Source organism: Clostridium peptidivorans, from assembly GCF_900205925.1.
In the GTDB taxonomy this organism is placed as follows: Bacteria; Bacillota; Clostridia; order Clostridiales; family Clostridiaceae; genus Clostridium_AK; species Clostridium_AK peptidivorans.
Genome location: NZ_OAOD01000004.1, coordinates 1 through 18,936 on the forward strand (window position 1 = coordinate 1; position 18,936 = coordinate 18,936).

At 29.7% G+C, this 18,936-nt stretch carries 22 protein-coding genes, 1 tRNA gene and 1 riboswitch; of the genes, 17 read left to right on the forward strand and 6 right to left on the reverse strand.

The genetic code is table 11. The features are described 5' to 3' along the window. The first annotated feature begins 29 nt into the window (after positions 1–29). From CRN98_RS04645 to CRN98_RS04665, 5 genes are all read left to right on the forward strand, one after another. Positions 30–104: transfer RNA gene (locus tag CRN98_RS04645), tRNA-Asn, on the forward strand. A gap of 185 nt (positions 105–289) precedes the next feature. Beyond that, positions 290–1,366, forward strand: coding sequence for a LiaI-LiaF-like domain-containing protein (locus tag CRN98_RS04650; protein WP_097026257.1), 1,077 nt, complete (start codon positions 290–292; stop codon positions 1,364–1,366). Position 1,367: 1 nt separating this feature from the next. Beyond that, the gene (locus CRN98_RS04655) at positions 1,368–1,898 is read left to right on the forward strand and encodes an RNA polymerase sigma factor (RefSeq protein WP_097026258.1); all 531 of its coding nucleotides are present in this window, start codon (positions 1,368–1,370) and stop codon (positions 1,896–1,898) included. Then, complete coding sequence (locus tag CRN98_RS04660; protein WP_097026259.1) at positions 1,891–2,205, forward strand: hypothetical protein; 315 nt, start codon at positions 1,891–1,893, stop codon at positions 2,203–2,205. The genes CRN98_RS04655 and CRN98_RS04660 overlap by 8 nt, the downstream gene beginning before the upstream one ends. Next, positions 2,202–2,705 carry a hypothetical protein gene (locus CRN98_RS04665; protein ID WP_097026260.1) on the forward strand — a complete coding sequence of 168 codons (504 nt, stop codon included), beginning with the start codon at positions 2,202–2,204 and terminating at the stop codon, positions 2,703–2,705. The genes CRN98_RS04660 and CRN98_RS04665 overlap by 4 nt, the downstream gene beginning before the upstream one ends. On the opposite strand, the gene CRN98_RS04670 is transcribed toward CRN98_RS04665, so the two are convergent. After that, on the reverse strand, positions 2,702–3,556 hold the full coding sequence (locus CRN98_RS04670) for a ComEC/Rec2 family competence protein (protein ID WP_097026261.1): 855 nt from the start codon (positions 3,554–3,556) through the stop codon (positions 2,702–2,704). The genes CRN98_RS04665 and CRN98_RS04670 overlap by 4 nt on opposite strands. Before the next feature lie 181 nt (positions 3,557–3,737). On the opposite strand from CRN98_RS04670, the gene CRN98_RS04675 reads away from it, so the two are divergent. After that, a complete protein-coding gene (locus tag CRN98_RS04675; RefSeq protein WP_097026262.1) occupies positions 3,738–4,466 on the forward strand; it encodes a lysophospholipid acyltransferase family protein in 729 nt (242 codons plus the stop codon). Here the strand turns inward: CRN98_RS04675 and CRN98_RS04680 are convergent. After that, the gene (locus CRN98_RS04680) at positions 4,459–4,773 is read right to left on the reverse strand and encodes a hypothetical protein (RefSeq protein ID WP_097026263.1); all 315 of its coding nucleotides are present in this window, start codon (positions 4,771–4,773) and stop codon (positions 4,459–4,461) included. The two genes, CRN98_RS04675 and CRN98_RS04680, sit on opposite strands and share 8 nt — an antisense overlap. Positions 4,774–4,843: 70 nt before the next feature. On the opposite strand from CRN98_RS04680, the gene CRN98_RS04685 reads away from it, so the two are divergent. The 7 genes from CRN98_RS04685 (at position 4,844) to argH (ending at position 11,716) form a co-directional block, all read left to right on the forward strand. Further along, positions 4,844–5,290: a hypothetical protein gene (locus tag CRN98_RS04685; protein WP_097026264.1), complete on the forward strand. Its 447-nt coding sequence runs from the start codon at positions 4,844–4,846 to the stop codon at positions 5,288–5,290. A 352-nt stretch (positions 5,291–5,642) separates the two neighbouring features. Next, positions 5,643–6,464, forward strand: coding sequence for an ABC transporter substrate-binding protein (locus CRN98_RS04690; protein WP_097026265.1), 822 nt, complete (start codon positions 5,643–5,645; stop codon positions 6,462–6,464). A 189-nt stretch (positions 6,465–6,653) separates the two neighbouring features. Next, the gene (locus CRN98_RS04695) at positions 6,654–7,451 is read left to right on the forward strand and encodes an ABC transporter substrate-binding protein (protein WP_097026266.1); all 798 of its coding nucleotides are present in this window, start codon (positions 6,654–6,656) and stop codon (positions 7,449–7,451) included. A 24-nt stretch (positions 7,452–7,475) separates the two neighbouring features. Beyond that, positions 7,476–8,123, forward strand: a complete 648-nt coding sequence (locus tag CRN98_RS04700) for an amino acid ABC transporter permease (RefSeq protein WP_097026267.1) — start codon at positions 7,476–7,478, stop codon at positions 8,121–8,123. A 15-nt stretch (positions 8,124–8,138) separates the two neighbouring features. After that, the gene (locus CRN98_RS04705; RefSeq protein ID WP_097026268.1) at positions 8,139–8,870 is read left to right on the forward strand and encodes an amino acid ABC transporter ATP-binding protein; all 732 of its coding nucleotides are present in this window, start codon (positions 8,139–8,141) and stop codon (positions 8,868–8,870) included. Positions 8,871–8,965: 95 nt separating this feature from the next. Next, positions 8,966–10,165 (forward strand): argininosuccinate synthase, encoded by a 1,200-nt coding sequence (locus CRN98_RS04710; RefSeq protein WP_097026269.1) that lies wholly within the window; start codon positions 8,966–8,968, stop codon positions 10,163–10,165. Between the two features lie 231 nt (positions 10,166–10,396). Then, complete coding sequence (argH, locus tag CRN98_RS04715) at positions 10,397–11,716, forward strand: argininosuccinate lyase (RefSeq protein WP_097026270.1); 1,320 nt, start codon at positions 10,397–10,399, stop codon at positions 11,714–11,716. A 142-nt stretch (positions 11,717–11,858) separates the two neighbouring features. Here argH and CRN98_RS17670 read toward each other — a convergent pair whose 3' ends face one another. Both CRN98_RS17670 and CRN98_RS04725 read right to left on the reverse strand, forming a co-directional pair. Beyond that, positions 11,859–12,605, reverse strand: coding sequence for a ferritin-like domain-containing protein (locus tag CRN98_RS17670; protein ID WP_242960841.1), 747 nt, complete (start codon positions 12,603–12,605; stop codon positions 11,859–11,861). A gap of 135 nt (positions 12,606–12,740) precedes the next feature. Beyond that, on the reverse strand, positions 12,741–13,484 hold the full coding sequence (locus CRN98_RS04725; protein WP_097026271.1) for a SagB/ThcOx family dehydrogenase: 744 nt from the start codon (positions 13,482–13,484) through the stop codon (positions 12,741–12,743). 144 nt (positions 13,485–13,628) lie between these two features. Then, a riboswitch (Lysine riboswitch) is annotated at positions 13,629–13,803 on the forward strand. 154 nt (positions 13,804–13,957) lie between these two features. Between CRN98_RS04725 and CRN98_RS04730 the strand changes: the two genes are divergently transcribed. Next, on the forward strand, positions 13,958–15,715 hold the full coding sequence (locus CRN98_RS04730) for a Na+/H+ antiporter NhaC family protein (RefSeq protein ID WP_097026272.1): 1,758 nt from the start codon (positions 13,958–13,960) through the stop codon (positions 15,713–15,715). Between the two features lie 45 nt (positions 15,716–15,760). Here CRN98_RS04730 and CRN98_RS04735 read toward each other — a convergent pair whose 3' ends face one another. Continuing rightward, positions 15,761–15,967 (reverse strand): DUF378 domain-containing protein, encoded by a 207-nt coding sequence (locus tag CRN98_RS04735; protein ID WP_097026273.1) that lies wholly within the window; start codon positions 15,965–15,967, stop codon positions 15,761–15,763. 206 nt (positions 15,968–16,173) lie between these two features. Between CRN98_RS04735 and CRN98_RS04740 the strand changes: the two genes are divergently transcribed. Then, a complete protein-coding gene (locus tag CRN98_RS04740) occupies positions 16,174–16,524 on the forward strand; it encodes a hypothetical protein (RefSeq protein ID WP_097026274.1) in 351 nt (116 codons plus the stop codon). Positions 16,525–16,609: 85 nt separating this feature from the next. Here the strand turns inward: CRN98_RS04740 and CRN98_RS04745 are convergent, their stop codons facing one another. Then, entirely contained in the window at positions 16,610–16,873 is a 264-nt protein-coding gene (locus CRN98_RS04745; protein ID WP_097026275.1) for a late competence development ComFB family protein, read from the reverse strand. Between the two features lie 405 nt (positions 16,874–17,278). Between CRN98_RS04745 and CRN98_RS04750 the strand changes: the two genes are divergently transcribed. Together CRN98_RS04750 and CRN98_RS04755 are read left to right on the forward strand one after the other, a co-directional pair. Then, the gene (locus CRN98_RS04750) at positions 17,279–17,662 is read left to right on the forward strand and encodes a Rid family detoxifying hydrolase (RefSeq protein WP_097026276.1); all 384 of its coding nucleotides are present in this window, start codon (positions 17,279–17,281) and stop codon (positions 17,660–17,662) included. Between the two features lie 56 nt (positions 17,663–17,718). Beyond that, a complete protein-coding gene (locus tag CRN98_RS04755) occupies positions 17,719–18,927 on the forward strand; it encodes a threonine synthase (protein WP_097026277.1) in 1,209 nt (402 codons plus the stop codon). The last annotated feature ends 9 nt before the right edge of the window (positions 18,928–18,936 follow it).

Consider the following 18,936-nt stretch of genomic DNA (forward strand, 5'->3'; position numbering starts at 1 on the left):
GAGAGTAGGTCGTTGCCAGATAAATTTATTCCGTGGTAGCTCAATGGCAGAGCATTCGGCTGTTAACCGAAGGGTTGGAGGTTCGAGCCCTCTCCACGGAGCCATTTTTATTTTTTGAATAATAAATATAAATATAAAATATTGAGACTTCCTTAACTGGAAGTCTTTATTTTTTATCCATACTTAAAAATGATTGTTTTTTAAAGTATGTTTTTATAAAATTTTGTGGGATATATATATTATTATACGTCTATATTAATAAGAAGATAATTTGAAAGGTGGTAAAGGTATGAAAAGAGTAGGAACTATGACTTCTGCTCTAGGCTTTATATTTCTTGGAGTATGGCTTCTTCTTAGAAATGTAAATTTAAGTTTAGCAGAACAATTCGTTAAGTGGTGGCCAATTTTAATAATATTATTTGGATTAGAGATAATTTTTTTATTCAATAACAAGAAAGAAGGAGAAAAAATAGGATTTAACTTTTTAATAATTCCTTTAATTATAGTGTTTACATTTACTAATTTATATGTAAATATATTAAAACCAATAGGAAAAAAATTTAATATACTTGAAAATGACTTTAATATTTCAAGAAATATGTTTGATTTAGGAGGCGGTAAAAATATTAAGGTAGATAAAACTTTAGATAAAATAGGAAATAAAATGGAATTTATTACAAATAATAGTGATCTAAAAATAAGGAAGTCTACTGATGACAAAATAAAATTTGATATATATGTTCATGTTAAAAATGGAAGTAATATAAATAACTATGATATAAAAGAACAGAAGGTTTCTGACGGATATAAAATAAATATAAATGAAAGTTATGTAAAAGGAGTAAGTGGAGTTATATATATTCCAGACGGATATAATATAAAATTTGAAAATGATAACATGAAATTAAATACAGAAGATGAACTTTTAAATAGTGAGTTTTATATAAATGGAGATAATGGAATTTTCAATTTTAAAGGTCTTAAGTCGCTAAAGATGGATATAGATAACTTTAGTGTAAATGGAAGTGATATAAAATTTTCTAAAATTAATGGAGATAATGGAATTGTAACCATTAAGGGAGATAAAGTAGAAGAGAGTATTATAGAAATAGATAATGGTAAAGTAGATATAGAAAATAAGTTGTGTAAAAATATAAATGTATTACTTAAAAGGGGAACAGTAAATCTAAAAACTATAGACGGTAATATCCAGACTAATTTAAATGTGAACAATGGTAAGGTAAATCTTAATGGTGGAGGAAGAATAAACTCAAGTATAGTGACCACATTAGGAAATGGCACAGGAAAGGTGGATATAAAGGTGGATGCAGGAACTGTAAATGTATCTACTAGTCAGGAGTGGTAGAGTGAAGGAAGATGATATAGTTAAAGGTCTTAAAGAAAATAATGAAGAAAGTTTTATAAATATGGTTGAGATTTATAAAAATAAGATATTATCTCTATGTTATAGCTACACTCAAGACTATGGAGAAGCAGAAGACATATCTCAAGAAGTTTTTATAAGCATATATAAAGGAATAAAAAACTTTAGGGAAGAATCTTCATTATCCACTTATATATATAAGATTACTGTATCAAGATGTTTAGATTATAAAAGAAGAAAAAGTATAAAGGGATTTTTGACCGGATTATTTCAAATGAATAAGGAAATAGAAAATACATTTGATAAAGATGATAAAAATGCAGTAAGAGAAGCAGTATCTAATCTTCCAGAAGATTTAAGAGTTTGTATAGTGCTTTATTATTTTATAGGACTTACTCAAAAGGAAATAGGTGATATTTTGAATATATCTCCTAAAAATGTAGAAGGGCGAATATATAGGGGAAAGAAAAAGCTAAAGTCCTATTTAAAAGAAGGAGGTTTTGAGTTTGTGTAATGAGGAAAAGAATTTTGAAGAAATAATAAAGAATTCTTTTAATGAAGTAAAAGTTTCAAAGGATTATACAGAAAAACTTTTAAATAAGCTTCATACAGAGCCTTCGCAAAGCGTTTGTTCGAGAAAAAATATATCATCAGGGTTAAGTTTTATACTTGCAGGAGTTCTTATGCTTATAATATATAATACTAATATAATGACACAAATTTTAGATATGCAGATTCAGCTTAAGTTAAAGACAAATATAATACAATCTAACTATAAAGAAAATTTTATAATAGAAAATTTTGGGGAGGAAATAAAATGAGAAGGAGTAGTTTATTAACATTTTTATCAGCTCTAATACCTGGAGTGGGGTATATGTATTTAGGCCTTATGAGGAAAGGATTAGAAGCATTAGCTATATATTTGCTTATTGAGCCAGTCTTTGGCATAGTAGGACTAGGTCTTGGAGGTATATTAAAAATAATATTTTGGTTTTATACATTTATAGATACTTTTAATTTAGCAAATAGGATTGATCAAGGGGAAATTATTCTGGATTCAAGCTTCGTAATGGATAAGTTTGTAAATAATAATGGAACAACAGCTAATAATTTTAAAGTAAGCAGTAAAAAGTTATGGAATGTTATAGGAGTACTTTTTATAATTGTAGGTATAATGGCGATACTTGATAGAACATTAGTAGGGCTTGACGTATATTATTATGTTAAATCATTTATGAATAAATTTTTAGTACCTATAATATTAGTATCGTTTGGAGGATATATTCTTTTTAAAGGAAATAAGCAAAACTTCAAGCATTAATATAATTTTGATATAGTTTTACCATTTGTAGTAAGTACAACAGTTTCATCTATATCTGTTCTATAGATTTTCACATCAAGATCTATAAGTTTTTTTAATATATCTTTAGAAGGATGATTAAACATGTTGTGTTTTCCGCAACTTATTACAGCAATTTTAGGGGAAACTTCTTTTAAAAATAATTCCGATGTGGAAGTATTGCTACCATGGTGACCAACCTTTAGCACAGTGGAGTTCACATCGGTTTTTTCTTTTAAAATATCTAATTCACTTTCAAGTTCTGCATCTCCCATAAATAAAAAGGATATATCTCCATAACGTACTTTAAGTACAGCAGAATAGTTATTTAAATTATCATAAGTGCTTCTTATAGGAGAAAGCATTTCACAATGTATCATATCTCCTAAATTAAAAATTACTCCATTTCTAGCTGTTTTTATTTTTAAATTTTTAATTCTTAGGTAATTTACCATGTCTTGAAATGAACTTTCCTCGCTTACAATCTTTGGAGCATAAAAATTTTCTATTTTAAATTCCTTTATAACATACTTCATGCTTCCGATATGGTCATCATGAGGATGGGTAGCTAATACATAATCAAATTTTTTTATATTATTTCGTTTAAGATACTTTATTAAATTATCACTTGATTCCAAAGTACCTGAATCTATAAGCATATGATGATTATTAAATGAAAGAAGTATAGAATCACCTTGACCAACATCTATAAAGTGTACTTTAAGTATATTGTCTTTAAGATTATTATAGGTATTTACACCTGTATTACATGAAGTTAAAAGTAAAGAAATTAATAGTAGTATTACTAGATTATATTTTTTACAAAATTTCATTTATAGGACTCCTCGTCATTGTATCTAAAGCATTTGTAATGCTTCACATTATTAATGATTATAACCAATAGAAGAAATATAATACTTTGTGTTATAATATAAAGTGAAACATAAAGCAGATTAAAGTATTAGAGCTTATAGTCATCGCATAATTGCAATATTTACAGAGGAGTGAAATTACATGAAAAATTTATGGCTGTATCTTCAATTTGGAGTATACATGATAAGACTGTTATTGAAAAAGAATAATTTTAAAAAAATAAAGAGAGAAAATGGAGCAAAGGCAGCAGAAGAATTAGTATATAATTATGCTGTTGAATGGGCAGAATTTGTAATTGATAAAGTAGATATGAAAGTAAATGTAATAGGATTAGAAAATTTACCAGAAGGTAGTTGTTTATATGTAGGTAATCATCAAAGTCTTTTAGATATTCCAGTAATACTTGCAGGGATTAAAAAACCTATGGGATTCATTGCAAAAAAAGAAATGGAAAAGTATAACATTATAAGTGATTGGATGAAGGAGATTCATTGCGTATTTATGGATAGAAGTAATGTAAGAGAGTCAATAAAATCTATAAATGAAGGCATAGAAAATTTGAAAAATGGGTACTCAATGGTTATATTCCCTGAAGGAACTAGAAGTAAGGGGCCTTCCTTAGGGGAATTTAAAAAAGGAAGTATGAAACTTGGAACAAAGGCAGAAGTTCCAATTGTTCCAATAACCATAGATGGAACTTATAAATGCATGGAAGGCAATCCTAAAAATAAAATAAAGAGTGCAGAGGTAAATTTAATAATAAATAAGCCTATAGATCCAAGCACTCTTTCACGTGAAGAACAAAACAATTTAGCAGAAAAAGTTAAAGAAATAATTAAAGAAAGCTTAGATAAACGTAAGCCTATTTAGAAAAAATTATTTCTTGAAGAGCTTCTATATCGGTTTTAAGATTTTCATTTTTAATTTTATATTCTTTAATTTGTAGTACAAGTTTATTATCAGTTTCCTTTAAGGAATTTAACTCTGATAATAAACTTTTTTCCATAGCTTGCTTTTTTGTAATTAATGGATCGTAGCTAGTGTTTATTAGTTCACTTTTGTTTTTAAAAGTATTTATTTTATTTTCTATCTTTATTAAAAATTCTCTTATTGAATGTTGAGCTTTTTTAAAAGAATTATATATAATATCTATGAATATATCTAGTCTTTTTTTCATTACAAATACCTCATTTCATGTTCTTATATATATTTTATAAGAAAAACTATTATATACCAAGGGGAAAATTATGAGTGAAAAGAAAATAATAGAACATTTACTTAAAAAGAAAGAAAAATTAATTTTAAATAGTGAAAAAAATATAGAAAAGTATTTAAAATTTATAAATGATTTAAAAACTGATATATTAAAAAAAGAAAAGGAGATTAATAAGCTTCAGAAAGAAAATGAAGAATTATATAAAAAATATTTTATATTAAAAGAATTTATCCTTAAAAATGGTTTAACATTTTCTGTAGTAAATAAAAATTATAATGTAAAAGAGTGGGATAATCTTTATATAAAAATAAGGGAAGACTTTTTAATCATAACATTAAAGGATGGAACTGAGATTAAAACTATAGAAAACTTAAAGGGTAGATCTTTGAAAAGCCTTTTAAAAGAACATCAATATAGTATAGTAATAACTAGAATTGAAAGCAATTTAATTAAAGCAAAATTGTATTTTAATAAATAACGAGTTAATATTAAAGTTATAAATATATCTAAAAGTTAATTTGATATAAAAAATTTATATTATAAAAACTCTCTATATAAAACTATTTTATATAGAGAGTTTTTATTTATACATGTATGTATAAATATTCAAAAAGTTATCTGAAAAGTTTGAAAAAGTTACAAAGTATTAAAACTAGGCACTGTAAACGTAAAGATGAATAGCTCCATTGTGAATAAAGGAATATAAGGGAAAGAAATAATCTTTTTGTTAAAAAAATATTAATAATTTTTATAAAAAGTATTGCATAAATATAAATATAATTGTATAATCTTTATAATAAGAGGGTAATACAAATAAGGAGTTGGGGGCAATGAAAACTAAGAAAATTATAAGTCTTTTATTTACTATCGTTCTTGCAGGGGTTGTGCTTGCAGCATGCCAAAATACTAAAAGTACTCAAGGGGCAAAGAGTACTGAAAATTTAAATTCATTAGAAAGAGTTCAAAAGGCTGGAGTGCTTACAATAGGGCTTAATGACACATATCCACCAATGGAATTTAGAGATGAAAGTCAAAAATTAGTTGGCTTTGATATTGACTTAGGTCAAGAAATAGGAAAGAAATTAGGGGTGAAAGTAGAAGTTAAAACAAATGATTGGAAGGGAATAATACTTTCATTAAAGTCTAAAAAGTTTGATATGATTCTTTCTTGTATGACTATAACAGATGAGAGAAAACAGGAAATAAATTTTTCTGAGCCATATATAGTAGGCGGACAAAGAATAGTAGTTAAAAAAGGAAATACTGATATAAAAACTGCTGAAGACTTAAAGGGTAAGAAAATAGGAGTTCAATTAGGAACAACAGGAGAAATGGCAGCAAATAAAATAGAAGGTATAAAAGAGCTTAAAAAGTATGACGGAGTAACAGAGGCTTTTAATGACTTAACTGTAGGAAGAGTTGATGCTGTAATTGCAGATGGTCAAGTAGGTGGTTTTTACCTAAAAAAGAAGGGTGATGACTTAGTTTTACTTGATGCTAAGCTTTCTCAGGAACCTGTAGGAATAGGTTTTAGAAAAGAAGATAAGGAACTTAGAGATGCAGTGCAGAAAGCATTAGATGAATTAAAAGCAGATGGAACAATGTCTAAGTTATCAGAAAAATGGTTTGGATTTGATATATATAAGAATTAGCAGACCCCTTTTATAATAATTATATAAGTTGTCCCTGTGTTTCCAATGCACAGGGATAGCTACTGTAAAAAAACTTTGTTAATAATGAATGTTTAGTAGCAATTAATATTAACAAAGTTTAAAATATATAATAAAATTGAAAAATACATACAATAAAAATATAATAAAAATTTAAAAGGAGAGAATAAAATGAAAACTAAAAAGATGTTGTCATTAGTTTTAAGTATGGTAGTAGCAGGAGCAATATTTGCTGGATGCGGAAAAACTGAAGAAAAGAAAGCAGCAAATGCACTTGAAAAAGTAAAAACAGAAAAAAAACTTAGAATAGGACTTGAAGACACATATCCACCACTAGAGTTTAGAGATAGTAAAAATGAATTAGTTGGATTTGATATTGATTTGTCAAAGGAAATAGCAAAGAAATTGGGAGTTGAAGCAGAATTTGTTTTAACTGAATTTGGTGGTCTTACGATGGCACTTAATGCAGGAAAATTCGACGTTGGAATTTCAGCTATAAGTATTACAGAAAAGAGAGCAAAGGAAGTTGATTTTTCTGAGCCATATGTTAAAGGCGGACAGGTAATTATAGTTAAAAAAGGAAATACCGCTATAAAGTCTGCTGCAGATCTAAAAGGAAAGAATGTAGGAGCTCAGCTTGGAACAACTGGAGAGGAAGCAGCAAAAAAAGTTGAAGGAGTTAAGGCTTTAAAGACTTATGATAAGGCTACTGAGCCATTCCATGACCTTGAAATAGGTAGACTTGATGCAGTAGTTGTAGATGAGTTTGTTGGAAGATATTATTTATCTAAACAAAAGGATAAATTTGAAGTAGCTGTTGTACTAGATCAAGAACCAATTGGAATTGCATTTAAAAAGGGTGAAAAAGAATTACATGAAGCAGTTCAAAAGGCTGTAAATGAACTTAAAGCAGATGGAACACTTTCTAAACTATCAGAAAAATGGTTTGGAGAAGATATATATAAATAACATTTTATTAGGGGGTCTAAAACATTGGATATTAACGTATTAAAGGAGATATTTCCAGTACTTTTAAAATCTACAGGTGTAACTATAGAATTAACAGTTATATCAGTAGTATTAGGTACACTCATAGGTATATTTGTAGCATTATTAAAACTCACTAAAAATCCATTTATAAATGTGATAGCTTCATTTTATACATGGATTATAAGAGGAACTCCTATGCTATTACAATTATTCTTCTTTTATTATGGATTGCCTTTTATAGGAATTGAACTAGAGCCAATGAGTGCAGCGATAATTGGATTAAGCTTAAACTCAGGTGCATATATGGCAGAAATAATAAGAGGTGGTATAATTTCAGTAGATAAAGGGCAATTTGAAGCATGTAAGGCATTGGGATTTACTTATATGCAGACAATGACAAGAGTAATTTTACCTCAAACTATTAGAGTATTACTACCACCAGTAGGAAATGAATTTATAACAATGCTTAAGGATACTTCTTTGGTTTCAACTATAGCAATGGTTGAACTTATGAGATCAGCTCAACAGATTTATTCTTCAAACTTTAGACCAATGGAGCCATTCTTCATTGCAGCATGTATATACTTAGCATTAACTACTGTATTTACAGGAATATTCGCAGTTTGGGAAAAGAAATTATCAAGATATTAATAGGAGGACTCTTATATGTACATGATAGAAACTAAAAATGTTACAAAAAGATTTGGAGATTTGACTGTATTTCAAAATTTAAGTGTAAATGTATCAAAGGGAGAAGTGCTTGTTATTATAGGACCTTCAGGTTCTGGTAAAAGTACATTCCTAAGATGCCTAAATCACTTAGAAACAATAAATGAAGGTAAAGTAATAATTGAAGGTGAAGAGTTAATTGAAAGTGATAAAGCTCTTATAAGAAGAATAACTACAAAAATGGGAATGGTTTTTCAAAACTTTAACCTTTTCCCACATATGACTGCTCTTCAAAATGTAATGGAAGCACCTATTACAGTAAAAAAAGAAGACAAAAAGGTTGTAGAAGAAAGAGCTAGAAAGCTTTTAACAAAGGTTGGTCTTGGAGATAAGATGGATTATTACCCATCAAAATTATCCGGTGGACAAAAGCAAAGAGTGGCCATTGCAAGAGCACTTGCTATGGAACCAGATATAATGCTATTTGATGAACCTACATCAGCACTTGATCCAGAACTTGTTGGAGAAGTTTTAAATGTTATGAAGGAACTTGCTTCTGAAGGTATGACTATGGTAGTTGTAACACATGAGATGGGCTTTGCAAAGGATGTAGCGGATAGAGTAATATTTATGGATGGTGGAAAAATTGTAGAAGAAGGAACACCAGCAGAAATGTTCACAAATCCAAAACAAGATAGAACTCGTGAGTTCTTAAAGAAAGTAATTTAATTGGGGCAAAATTACTATTAATAGTTAATGGTGATTGTTCCAAATTAATAGCCATTAACTATTAAATTTTAATAAATAAATCGGGGGGCTTTTAAATGAATAAAGGAAAAGTTGTTTTAGCATATTCAGGAGGACTAGATACCTCAATAATAATTCCATGGCTTAAAGAAAATTATGACCTAGAGGTTATAGCAGTATGCATAAACGTAGGTCAAGATGATAATATGGAAGAAGTTGAAGCTAAGGCTTTAAGAACAGGAGCAATAAAGGCTTATATTGAAGATGCAAAAGAAGAATTTGTTTCAGAATATGTATTTAAGGCATTAAAGGCAGGGGCTGTATATGAAGATGATTATTTACTTGGAACTTCATTTGCAAGACCTTTAATGGCAAAAAAATTAGTAGAAATTGCTCACAAAGAAGGAGCTAAATATATATGTCATGGATGTACTGGTAAAGGTAATGACCAGGTTAGATTTGAAGTTGCAATTGCATCCTTTGATCCAACTATAGAAATTATAGCACCTTGGAGAATATGGGATATAGAATCTAGAGAAGATGCCATAGATTATGCTACAGCTCACAATGTAGAAGTACCTGTAACTAAGGCAAAGATATATTCTGTAGACAAAAATATATGGCATACAAGCCATGAAGGTGGAGATTTAGAAGATCCAGCAAATGAGCATAAGACTGAAATGTATGATATGATTACTCCTGCTGAAAAAGCAAAGGATGAACCTACTTATGTTGAAATATCTTTTGAAAAAGGGATACCTGTAAAAGTAAATGGAGAAGCTGTATCTCCTGTGGAAATTGTGACTATGTTAAACAAAATTGGTGGAGAAAATGGAGTAGGCGTAGTAGACATTTTAGAAAATAGACTTGTAGGAATGAAATCAAGAGGGGTATATGAAACTCCTGCAGGAACTATACTTTATAAAGCGCATAGAGAGCTTGAAAGACTTACATTAGATAAGGAAACATATCATTATAAACAATTAATTTCTCAAAAATATGCAGAACTTGTTTATAACGGATTATGGTTTACTACATTAAAGCAATCTTTAGATGCTTTTGTAGATACTACTCAAGAACACGTTACAGGAGATGTAAAATTAAAACTTTACAAAGGAAATGTAACAAATGCTGGAGCAACTTCTCCTTATGCATTATATGATATGAATATATCTTCCTTTGGAGCTAGTGATCTATATAGCCACAAAGATGCAGGTGGATTTATAAGACTATTTGGATTACCATATAGAATAAAAGCTATGAAAAATAACAAATAATAATTAATGAAAAGTCTGCCTTTGGGCAGACTTTCTTCCTAAATTATTATATATTCATTGCATGATTTATGGAAATCTTTGATTTCGTTGTAAGTCTGCACATCTCAGGTCATTGAGATGTTTCCTTGCATGATTTATAGAAATCTTTGATTTCGTTGTAAATCAGCACATCTCAAGTCATTGAGATGTTTCCTTATTAATTAGTATTTAAGAATTGAAAGGAGCAAACCTATGAAGCTTTGGGGCGGAAGATTTGAAACAGAAGAAAGTAAACTTATGGAGGATTTTAATAGTTCGTTAAGTTTTGATAAAAGATTATATAAAGAAGATATAACAGGAAGTATAGCACATGTAAAAATGCTTGCTAAGTGTAGTATATTGACGGAAGAAGAAAGAGATAAAATTATAGAGGGGCTTAACTCAATATTTGCAGATATTGAAGAAGGTAAGCTTATAATAGAAGGAGATTATGAAGATATACACAGCTTTGTAGAAATGAATTTAACAAAGCGCATAGGGGAATTTGGAAAAAAACTTCATACAGCAAGAAGTAGAAATGACCAGGTAGCAGTGGATTTAAGACTTTATAGCATAAAAAAGAGCAAGGAAGTAATAAAGTATATAGAATCTCTTCAGCAAACTATTTTAAAAGTAGGCAATGAAAATGAAGTTATAATGCCTGGATATACTCATCTTCAAAGAGCGCAAGTGGTAACATTTAAATATCATATGATGGCTTATTATCAAATGCTTTCAAGGGATAAGAAAAGAATAGAGAATGCAATAGAAATAATGAACGAAAGCCCACTTGGATGTTGTGCATTAGCAGGAACTACTTATAGCACAGATAGAGAATTTACTGCAAAGGAATTAGGATTTAATAAACCAGTGGATAACTTTATGGATGGAGTAAGTGATAGAGATTTTGTAATAGAACTTACTGGTGCTTTTTCTATAATAATGATGCATTTAAGTAGATTAAGTGAAGAAATTATACTTTGGAGCAGTAAGGAATTTAACTTCATACAAATTAGTGATGAATTTTCTACAGGAAGTTCCATCATGCCTCAAAAGAAAAATCCTGATGCAGCAGAACTTATAAGAGGTAAAACAGGAAGAGTATATGGAAGCTTAGTTAGAATTCTTACTACAATGAAGGGAATTCCTCTTGCTTATAATAAAGATATGCAGGAAGATAAAGAGGGATTTTTTGATGCATTAGATACTGTACTTGCGTGCATAAAAGTAATGGATGGAATGCTTGGAAGCTTAAAGGTTAAAAAGGAAAATACAATAAATGCTGTTAAGGCAGGATTTTTAAATGCTACAGAAGCAGCGGATTACTTAGTAGGCAAGGGCATGGCCTTCCGTGATGCACACAAAGTAATAGGTGAAATAGTCATTTACTGTGAAAAAGAAAGTAAGCCTATAGAAGAGTTAACTCTTGATGAACTTAAAGGCTTCAGCGAATTATTTGTAGAAGATGTTTATGATTTTATAGATTATGAAAATACATTACAAAGAGGGACTAAGAAGGAAATAATAAAATAATCAAAATAGTGTTTGTAATAGCAATTTATATATATAACTGAAATATTATTACTAATAAACTAATTAATCGCTAATCACCAATCGCTATATTAATTAATATTACTTAGCGACTAGAGACTAGTGATTAGCGATTTTTTAAGTTTTAGCCTTTTGCACCTTTTAGCTCTACAGGTTGAACTTTAATATTTTCAGGTTTTGCTCCCATTTCTATAGGTGTAACATGCTTTCCTGCCTTACCCATGGTATCATTTTGAGCTTCCTTAGCAGGAGCTTTTGCGGCAGGTGCAGTCTCTGCAGGTTTAGCTTTAGTTTCAGGTTTAGTTTTAGTTTCAGGTTTAGCTTTGGTTTCAGTTTTAGCTTTAGTTTCAGGTTTTGTTTCAGGCTTAGTTTTAGTCTCAGGTTTTGTTTCAGCTACAGGGGAAGTAGCTACAGGTGCACAAACACATTCCTTATTTAATGTAAAGATATAATTGTATTTTATGGCATGCTTTATTTCGTCAGTAATAATTTCAAATAGCATATCTCTAAAAGTTCCTAGTGGAAGACATTTTTTAATATCCCTATATCTTTCTACTGCACTTAATTCTCCAAATAAAGCAGTTTTAATGCCATCTATATAGGATGCAGGTCTTTGAAAGGTCTCATCTTCAGAGGCGGTAATATCCTTGTTGGTAAAATATTTATAAATTGCTCTAAACATTTTATTATGTTTTATTTCATCATTTCGTATACTTGTAATTATCATCTTTTCCTCATCAGTAGGAGCTGTACTTATAAGATAGTTGTAAAATAATTCGTCATTTTTTTCTCCTTGAACAGATTCCTTTATAAGCTCCAGGCATTTCTGTAGTGCAGGATTATTTAATGCAGATTTTTTCTTAGAATCCATGTCGTACAAAATAGTTACCTCCTAAATAAATTAACTACAGTATTATTTTATGCATTAATTTGAAAACTGTACCAATCTATAAAAATAACAGGGAAAATTTTAAGAGCCTGTGAACAGATCACAAGCTCTTAAAACTTAATATTTACCTACAGGAGCCAAATATATTGTAAATTCATCCTCACCGTCTACTCCAATTAGTTCATCAATTTTATTTTGCTCATAGGCACCTACAGCACAAGTTCCTGCATTAATTGATTCAGAGGCAAGATATAAGTTTTCACATACATGACCTACATCCATAAGCATTATTCTAGCAGATGCAACATTATATCTCCATTCAGTTCTGTAAGGAATAGCAGTCCAAATAAATGTAACTGCAGAGCTAACTACAAAGTTTTGGTCATAGCAAGCCTCAAGTAAGTGTTCTTTCAAATTAGAAGGAACATGAAGTTTTACTAATTTGTGTTCTAAAGCTAAATATCTATAAAGGCCACTTTCTAGTCCTTCTACATTAAATATAGCTAAATATGTTTCAAAAGGATGTCTTGCACCACCAGAAGGTACAGTTCTAAAGGTTGCATTTTTAGTTGCTCTTTTAACTCCTTGAGTGCTCCAAAGCAAGAAGGAAAGTTCCTCTAATGTAAGTTGCTTCTCAGAAAACACCCTTCTGCTTTTTCTATTTTTTAATGCGTCAATTAAGCTTATATTACCACATGTGAAATTGTCAGGTGAAATTAAGCTTATAAGCTTTTCATCTTCATGATAGCCTTTTTCAAGTGGAGGTTGCGGAAGCTTCTTTTGCTGGTCCGTTATTATAGTTTCTCCAACTTCATCAAATAAAGTTGATTTCATAACCTCTCTAAAGTCTTTAATATCCATGTGGAATCCTCCTTTATATGAAAATATTTACATATAAAATCAATTATACTATTTTCGCATTTAATTACAAGAATAAATTAAGTAAATCATCAATATTGCATTATACTAAACTTAGTGCTATAATTTAGGAAAAGTGAATATATGACGGACGATAGAGGTGCGGTATTTAATAGTATCTGTGTGGATATAAGCAATGTGAAGCATAGTGAAAGGAAATATTGCCGAAGCATATAGCTGAAGCTTTAAGGCTATATAGCTGGTTTTATTCATAACATGAGTAAGATTGTCACAAAGTAATTTGTGGGGAGCTATCATTCAAAGAGCATGCACTTTTATTATTTAAGTGTATCGTTGTCCTTGAGTGAAAAATCTCAAGGGCTTTTTTGTTTTGATGGACTCTCCTCCCAGAAGAATTATTCACCTATTAATTGAACTATGAGTTTAATTAATAAAAAATGAGGAGGAGAAAGATTATGAAAAAGAAAACTTTAATTTCAACACTTACCATTTTATTTCTATTCGTATTAACTACTACAGTATTTGCAGCTGAACCAGATCCAGCACAAATTAATGCGGATAAGTTTGGGTTACTTACAATATTGCCACCGTTAGTTGCAATTATACTTGCCTTTGTTACTAAAAACGTAGTACTTTCCTTAACACTTGGAGTTTTTTCAGGAACATTTTTAATAAAGCTATCAGGACACAATGTGATTTATGGAATATTTTATGGATTTTTAGATCTTATAAATAAGATTAGAGATTCTTTAGCAGATCCATGGAATGCAGGAATAATTCTACAATGCATGTCTATAGGTGGACTTATAGCAATAGTTTCAAAAATGGGTGGAGCAAAAGCAGTAGCAGAAGCTCTTGCTAAAAAAGCAAAGAGTCCAGTGAGTGCACAAATTTTAACTTGGATCTTAGGTATATGTGTATTCTTTGATGATTATGCAAATTCACTTATAGTTGGACCTATAATGAGGCCTGTTACAGACAAGATGAAAATTTCAAGAGAAAAGCTTGCCTTTGTAGTAGATGCTACAGCAGCACCAGTTGCAGGTATTGCTCTAATATCTACATGGATAGGATATGAAGTAAGTTTAATAAAAGATGGTTATTCTCAAATAGGACAAAGTGTAAATGCTTATGGAATATTTTTACAAACAATTCCATATAGATTTTATAATATATTAATACTTATATTTATAGTAGTAACAGCAGTTACTTTAAGAGAATTTGGACCAATGCTTAAAGCTGAAAGAAGAGCAAGATATGAAGGTAAATTATTATCAGATACAGCAAAACCTATGGTATCTTCAGAAGCTACAGGATTAGAGCCAAGAGAAGGAATAAAATTAAGTATTTGGAATGCAATAATTCCTATAGGCGTACTTTTAATAGGAGCCTTTGGAGGATTTTATTTAGATGGATATAATGCAATAATGGGTGGAGAAGACCAAGCTATAAAGGATATAGTAGCTTCAGCACCAGCATCATTTGCAGCAATAAGAGAAACCTTTAGTTCATCTGATGCCAGCATAGTTTTATTCCAAGCGGGATTACTTGCAAGTATCGTTGCTATGGCAATGGGGATATCAAAGAAGATATTTACATTAGGAGAAGCTATTGATACTTGGATAGAAGGAATGAAATCTTTACTTATAACAGGAGTAATACTTTTACTTGCATGGTCATTAAGTGGAGTTATAAAGGAACTTGGAACAGCTAAATTCTTAGTTGCTATATTATCAGATACATTACCAAAGTTCTTACTTCCAACTATAATATTTATAATGGGATCTATAATATCCTTTGCAACAGGAACGTCCTATGGAACTATGGGAATACTTATGCCACTTACTATTCCACTAGCAAATGGTATTGCACCAGGGGATGCTCAATATATCATATTAAGCACCAGTGCAGTTTTAACAGGAGCTATATTTGGAGATCATTGTTCACCAATATCTGATACAACAATATTATCTTCAATGGGTTCAGCTTGTGATCATCTTGACCACGTAAGAACACAAATGTGGTATTCAGTTACAATAGGTATAATAACAATATTATTTGGATATATTCCAGCAGGAATGGGACTTCCAATAATTATAGTACTGCCATTAGCCTTAGTAGCAACTATACTTATTGTTTATATACTTGGAAAGCCAATTGAAAGTAAAGAAGTAGAAAAGGTCTTTAAGAAAAGAACTGTACAAGAAATGTAATAAATTTAAAAGTGCATTTTCAAATTTTGAAAATGCACTTTTGATTTATCTAGCTTCTCTTTCATTATTTCTGCCAAAGAATGATATTGCATACAATCCTGCTATACCAACAAGAGAGTAAATCACTCTGCTAAATGTAGTCATGCTTCCAAATAATGATGAAACTAGGTTAAAGTCAAAGAAGCCTATTAATCCCCAATTTATAGCTCCTATTACTACTAATATAAGTGCAATAACATCTAATCCTCTCATAATTATAATCTCCTTTATATGTAAAATTATTATACTTATATCTTTTCCAAATTTGCTAGCTTTATACTAAAGATTTTAGTATTAATATTTAAAATATAGTAACATATAATTAAGTGTAAGAACTTTTTAAAATTACTGTTGATATATTTTGAAAAATATACAATAATATATATAATAGTTGATTTAATATGAGAGGGGGTCGTCAGATGTCAGGTAATTTAGGATATATATTAAGACTTGTGCTTTTTTCCTTTGTAATAATTATAATATATAATGTTTTAAAAATTTATGTGCTACAAAAATTTAAACCAAATAAGTGGGTAATATTTGCTATAGCCATAGCAGCATTAACAGGTCCATCTTTCATAAGACCTGGTTTTAATACTACTATATGGGGATTAATTCCTTCTGGTATATTTGTAATATTATTTTTATGGTTCTTTGATTTATTTAATGAAGAAAGATATGCAAATAAAGAGAAAAAGAATAATATTAAAATTAAGCCTAAAGCAAAACCTAATAGAATGAAGGATAAGGAAAATAAAGATAACAAGTAAATAAAAATAGAGAAAAGATGCAGTAAATAGCATTTTTTCTCTATTTTTTTGTTGTTAGATAGTTAATTTTTATTGATTACTGATTTTAAAAGTGTCTTGGATTTTTAGATACAATTTCAATTGCATTCATAAGTTCTTTTATTACATCGGTAGTAAATTGAGTCCTCAAATCATTTACCTTTGCATATACCAATCCTGTTTCAGTAGCTACGTACAAAGGCTTTAAGTTGTTTAAAGCTATTGCTTTTATATCCTCAACACATCGTGGACAGGTACATATATCACAATATTTGTCAAGAACATGAGGTAATAATTCATCAACTACAATTTCTATATAATTTTTAAGCATAGTTAAATTCCCCCTCTAATATGCTTGTATTACATTGTTTCTCTATAAATCAGCACATCTCAACTTTATTGAGATATTTCACTATTAATAATATTCATGAGTGATTTTTATAAGTACTAATATATGATTTATTTAGAAAGAAGTCTTACTATAACCCAAACTATAAGTAACCAAATCAAAATTGTTACTATAGCACCAATATTATTCAAATTAATAATATTATAAATCATAAGCATGTAATTATCCACGGATAATTTGTAAGAGTATGAAAATTGATAGATTAAAAGAAGGATTTAGGAACAGCACATAGAATACTATTTAAACAGAAGAAAAAATCAGAATATATAAATTTTTGTCAATTTAACATTTATATCACATATCGAAGCTTGAGGGAGGATAAAACTTATGAAAAAGGAAATTATAAATTGCAAAAACTCAGCTCCAGCATTAGGACCATACTCTCATGCAGTAAGAGTTGGAAACTTATTATTTGTATCAGGGAGAACTCCAAGTATGCCAGTTACTGAGGAACTTGTAGATGATAATATTGAAAATGCGACTAAAAGAGTAATTGAAAATGTTAATGATATATTAGAGGAAGCAGGAACTAAATTAGACAATGTGGTAAAAACTACAGTATTTTTAAGAGATATGAATGACTTTACTGAAATGAATAAGATTTATGGAGAATACTTTAAAGTTGATCTACCAGCAAGATCTTGTATTCAAGTTGCAAAGCTTCCTAGAAATGCAATGGTGGAAATTGAAGTAGTGGCTTATGTAGAATAGAATCAAAATTTAGTTAACGGTTTTAATATATGCTTATTTGGTAAGGGGGAATAAAAATGAAGAATATAAAAATGTATTGTACCAAATGCGGTAGAGAATATCCTATACAAAATGTTCATCCAAGATGTGAAGAGTGTAATGAACCATTGGAGGTTGAACTTGTAAAAGAGGGAAAGATTAGAGAAGGAAATCCATTAAGACAAACTATCCTTGAAAGATACAGCGATTTTTTCCCATTTAATGAAGTTAATAATGATTTATCACTACATGAAGGCTTTACTCCATTAGTACCTTCTCCCAAAGTAGCAAAAAAGGTAGGAGTAAAAAAGGTTTATTTTAAAACTGAAAGCCAAAACCCTACTTGGTCATTTAAAGATAGGGGAACTTTAGCAGGAATACAGCATGCCTATAGCTTAGGATATAAAAAGGTAGGGGCAGTTTCTACAGGTAATATGGCAGTATCTGTTGCAGCTTATGGACAAAGAGCAGGCTTTGAAACATTTATACTTGTAGATAAAAATATTCCCCAGGAAAAATTAAATCCTGTAGCTATATATGGAGCTAATTTGATTAAAGTAGATGGGGACTATGGAAATTTATATTATGAAAGCCTGGAAATAGGCAAGAAGTATGGAATATACTTTATAAATTCAGATGTTACATATAGAGTGGAAGGTTCTAAGACCATAGCTTTTGAAATATGTGAGCAATTAAATTTTGATGTTCCTGATTATGTTATAGTTCCAACTAGTGCTGGTGGAAATATAAGAGGGATACTTAAGGGATTTGAAGAATTTAAGGCAGTAGGATTAATTGATAGAATTCCAAAGATGATATGTGCTCAAGCATCAGGCTGTTCTCCAATATTTAATGCTTATAAGGACCATAAGGAATCTATTGAAAGAGTCATAGATCATGAAACTATAGCTCATGGTATAGAAAATCCGTTTCCACCAAGTGGAAATGAAGTATTAAGAAAGATAAGAGAAAATGGTGGAATATGTGTTGCTGTAACTGATGAGGAAATAGTTAAAGCTCAAAAGGAAATGGCTGAGGAAGGAATTTTTGGTCAGCCTGAGTCTGCAGTGCCATTAGCTTCTATTAAGAAATTAGTAGCTGAAGGATATTTAAAGGATACAGATACTGTTGCATGTGTTGTTACAGGAAGCGGCCTTAAATATACTGCTGCCTTTAAGAGGCATAATCTTAAGGCTTATGATTGTAAAATAGAGGATTTAAGTGATTTCATAGGAAATTTTAAATGAACATGATAT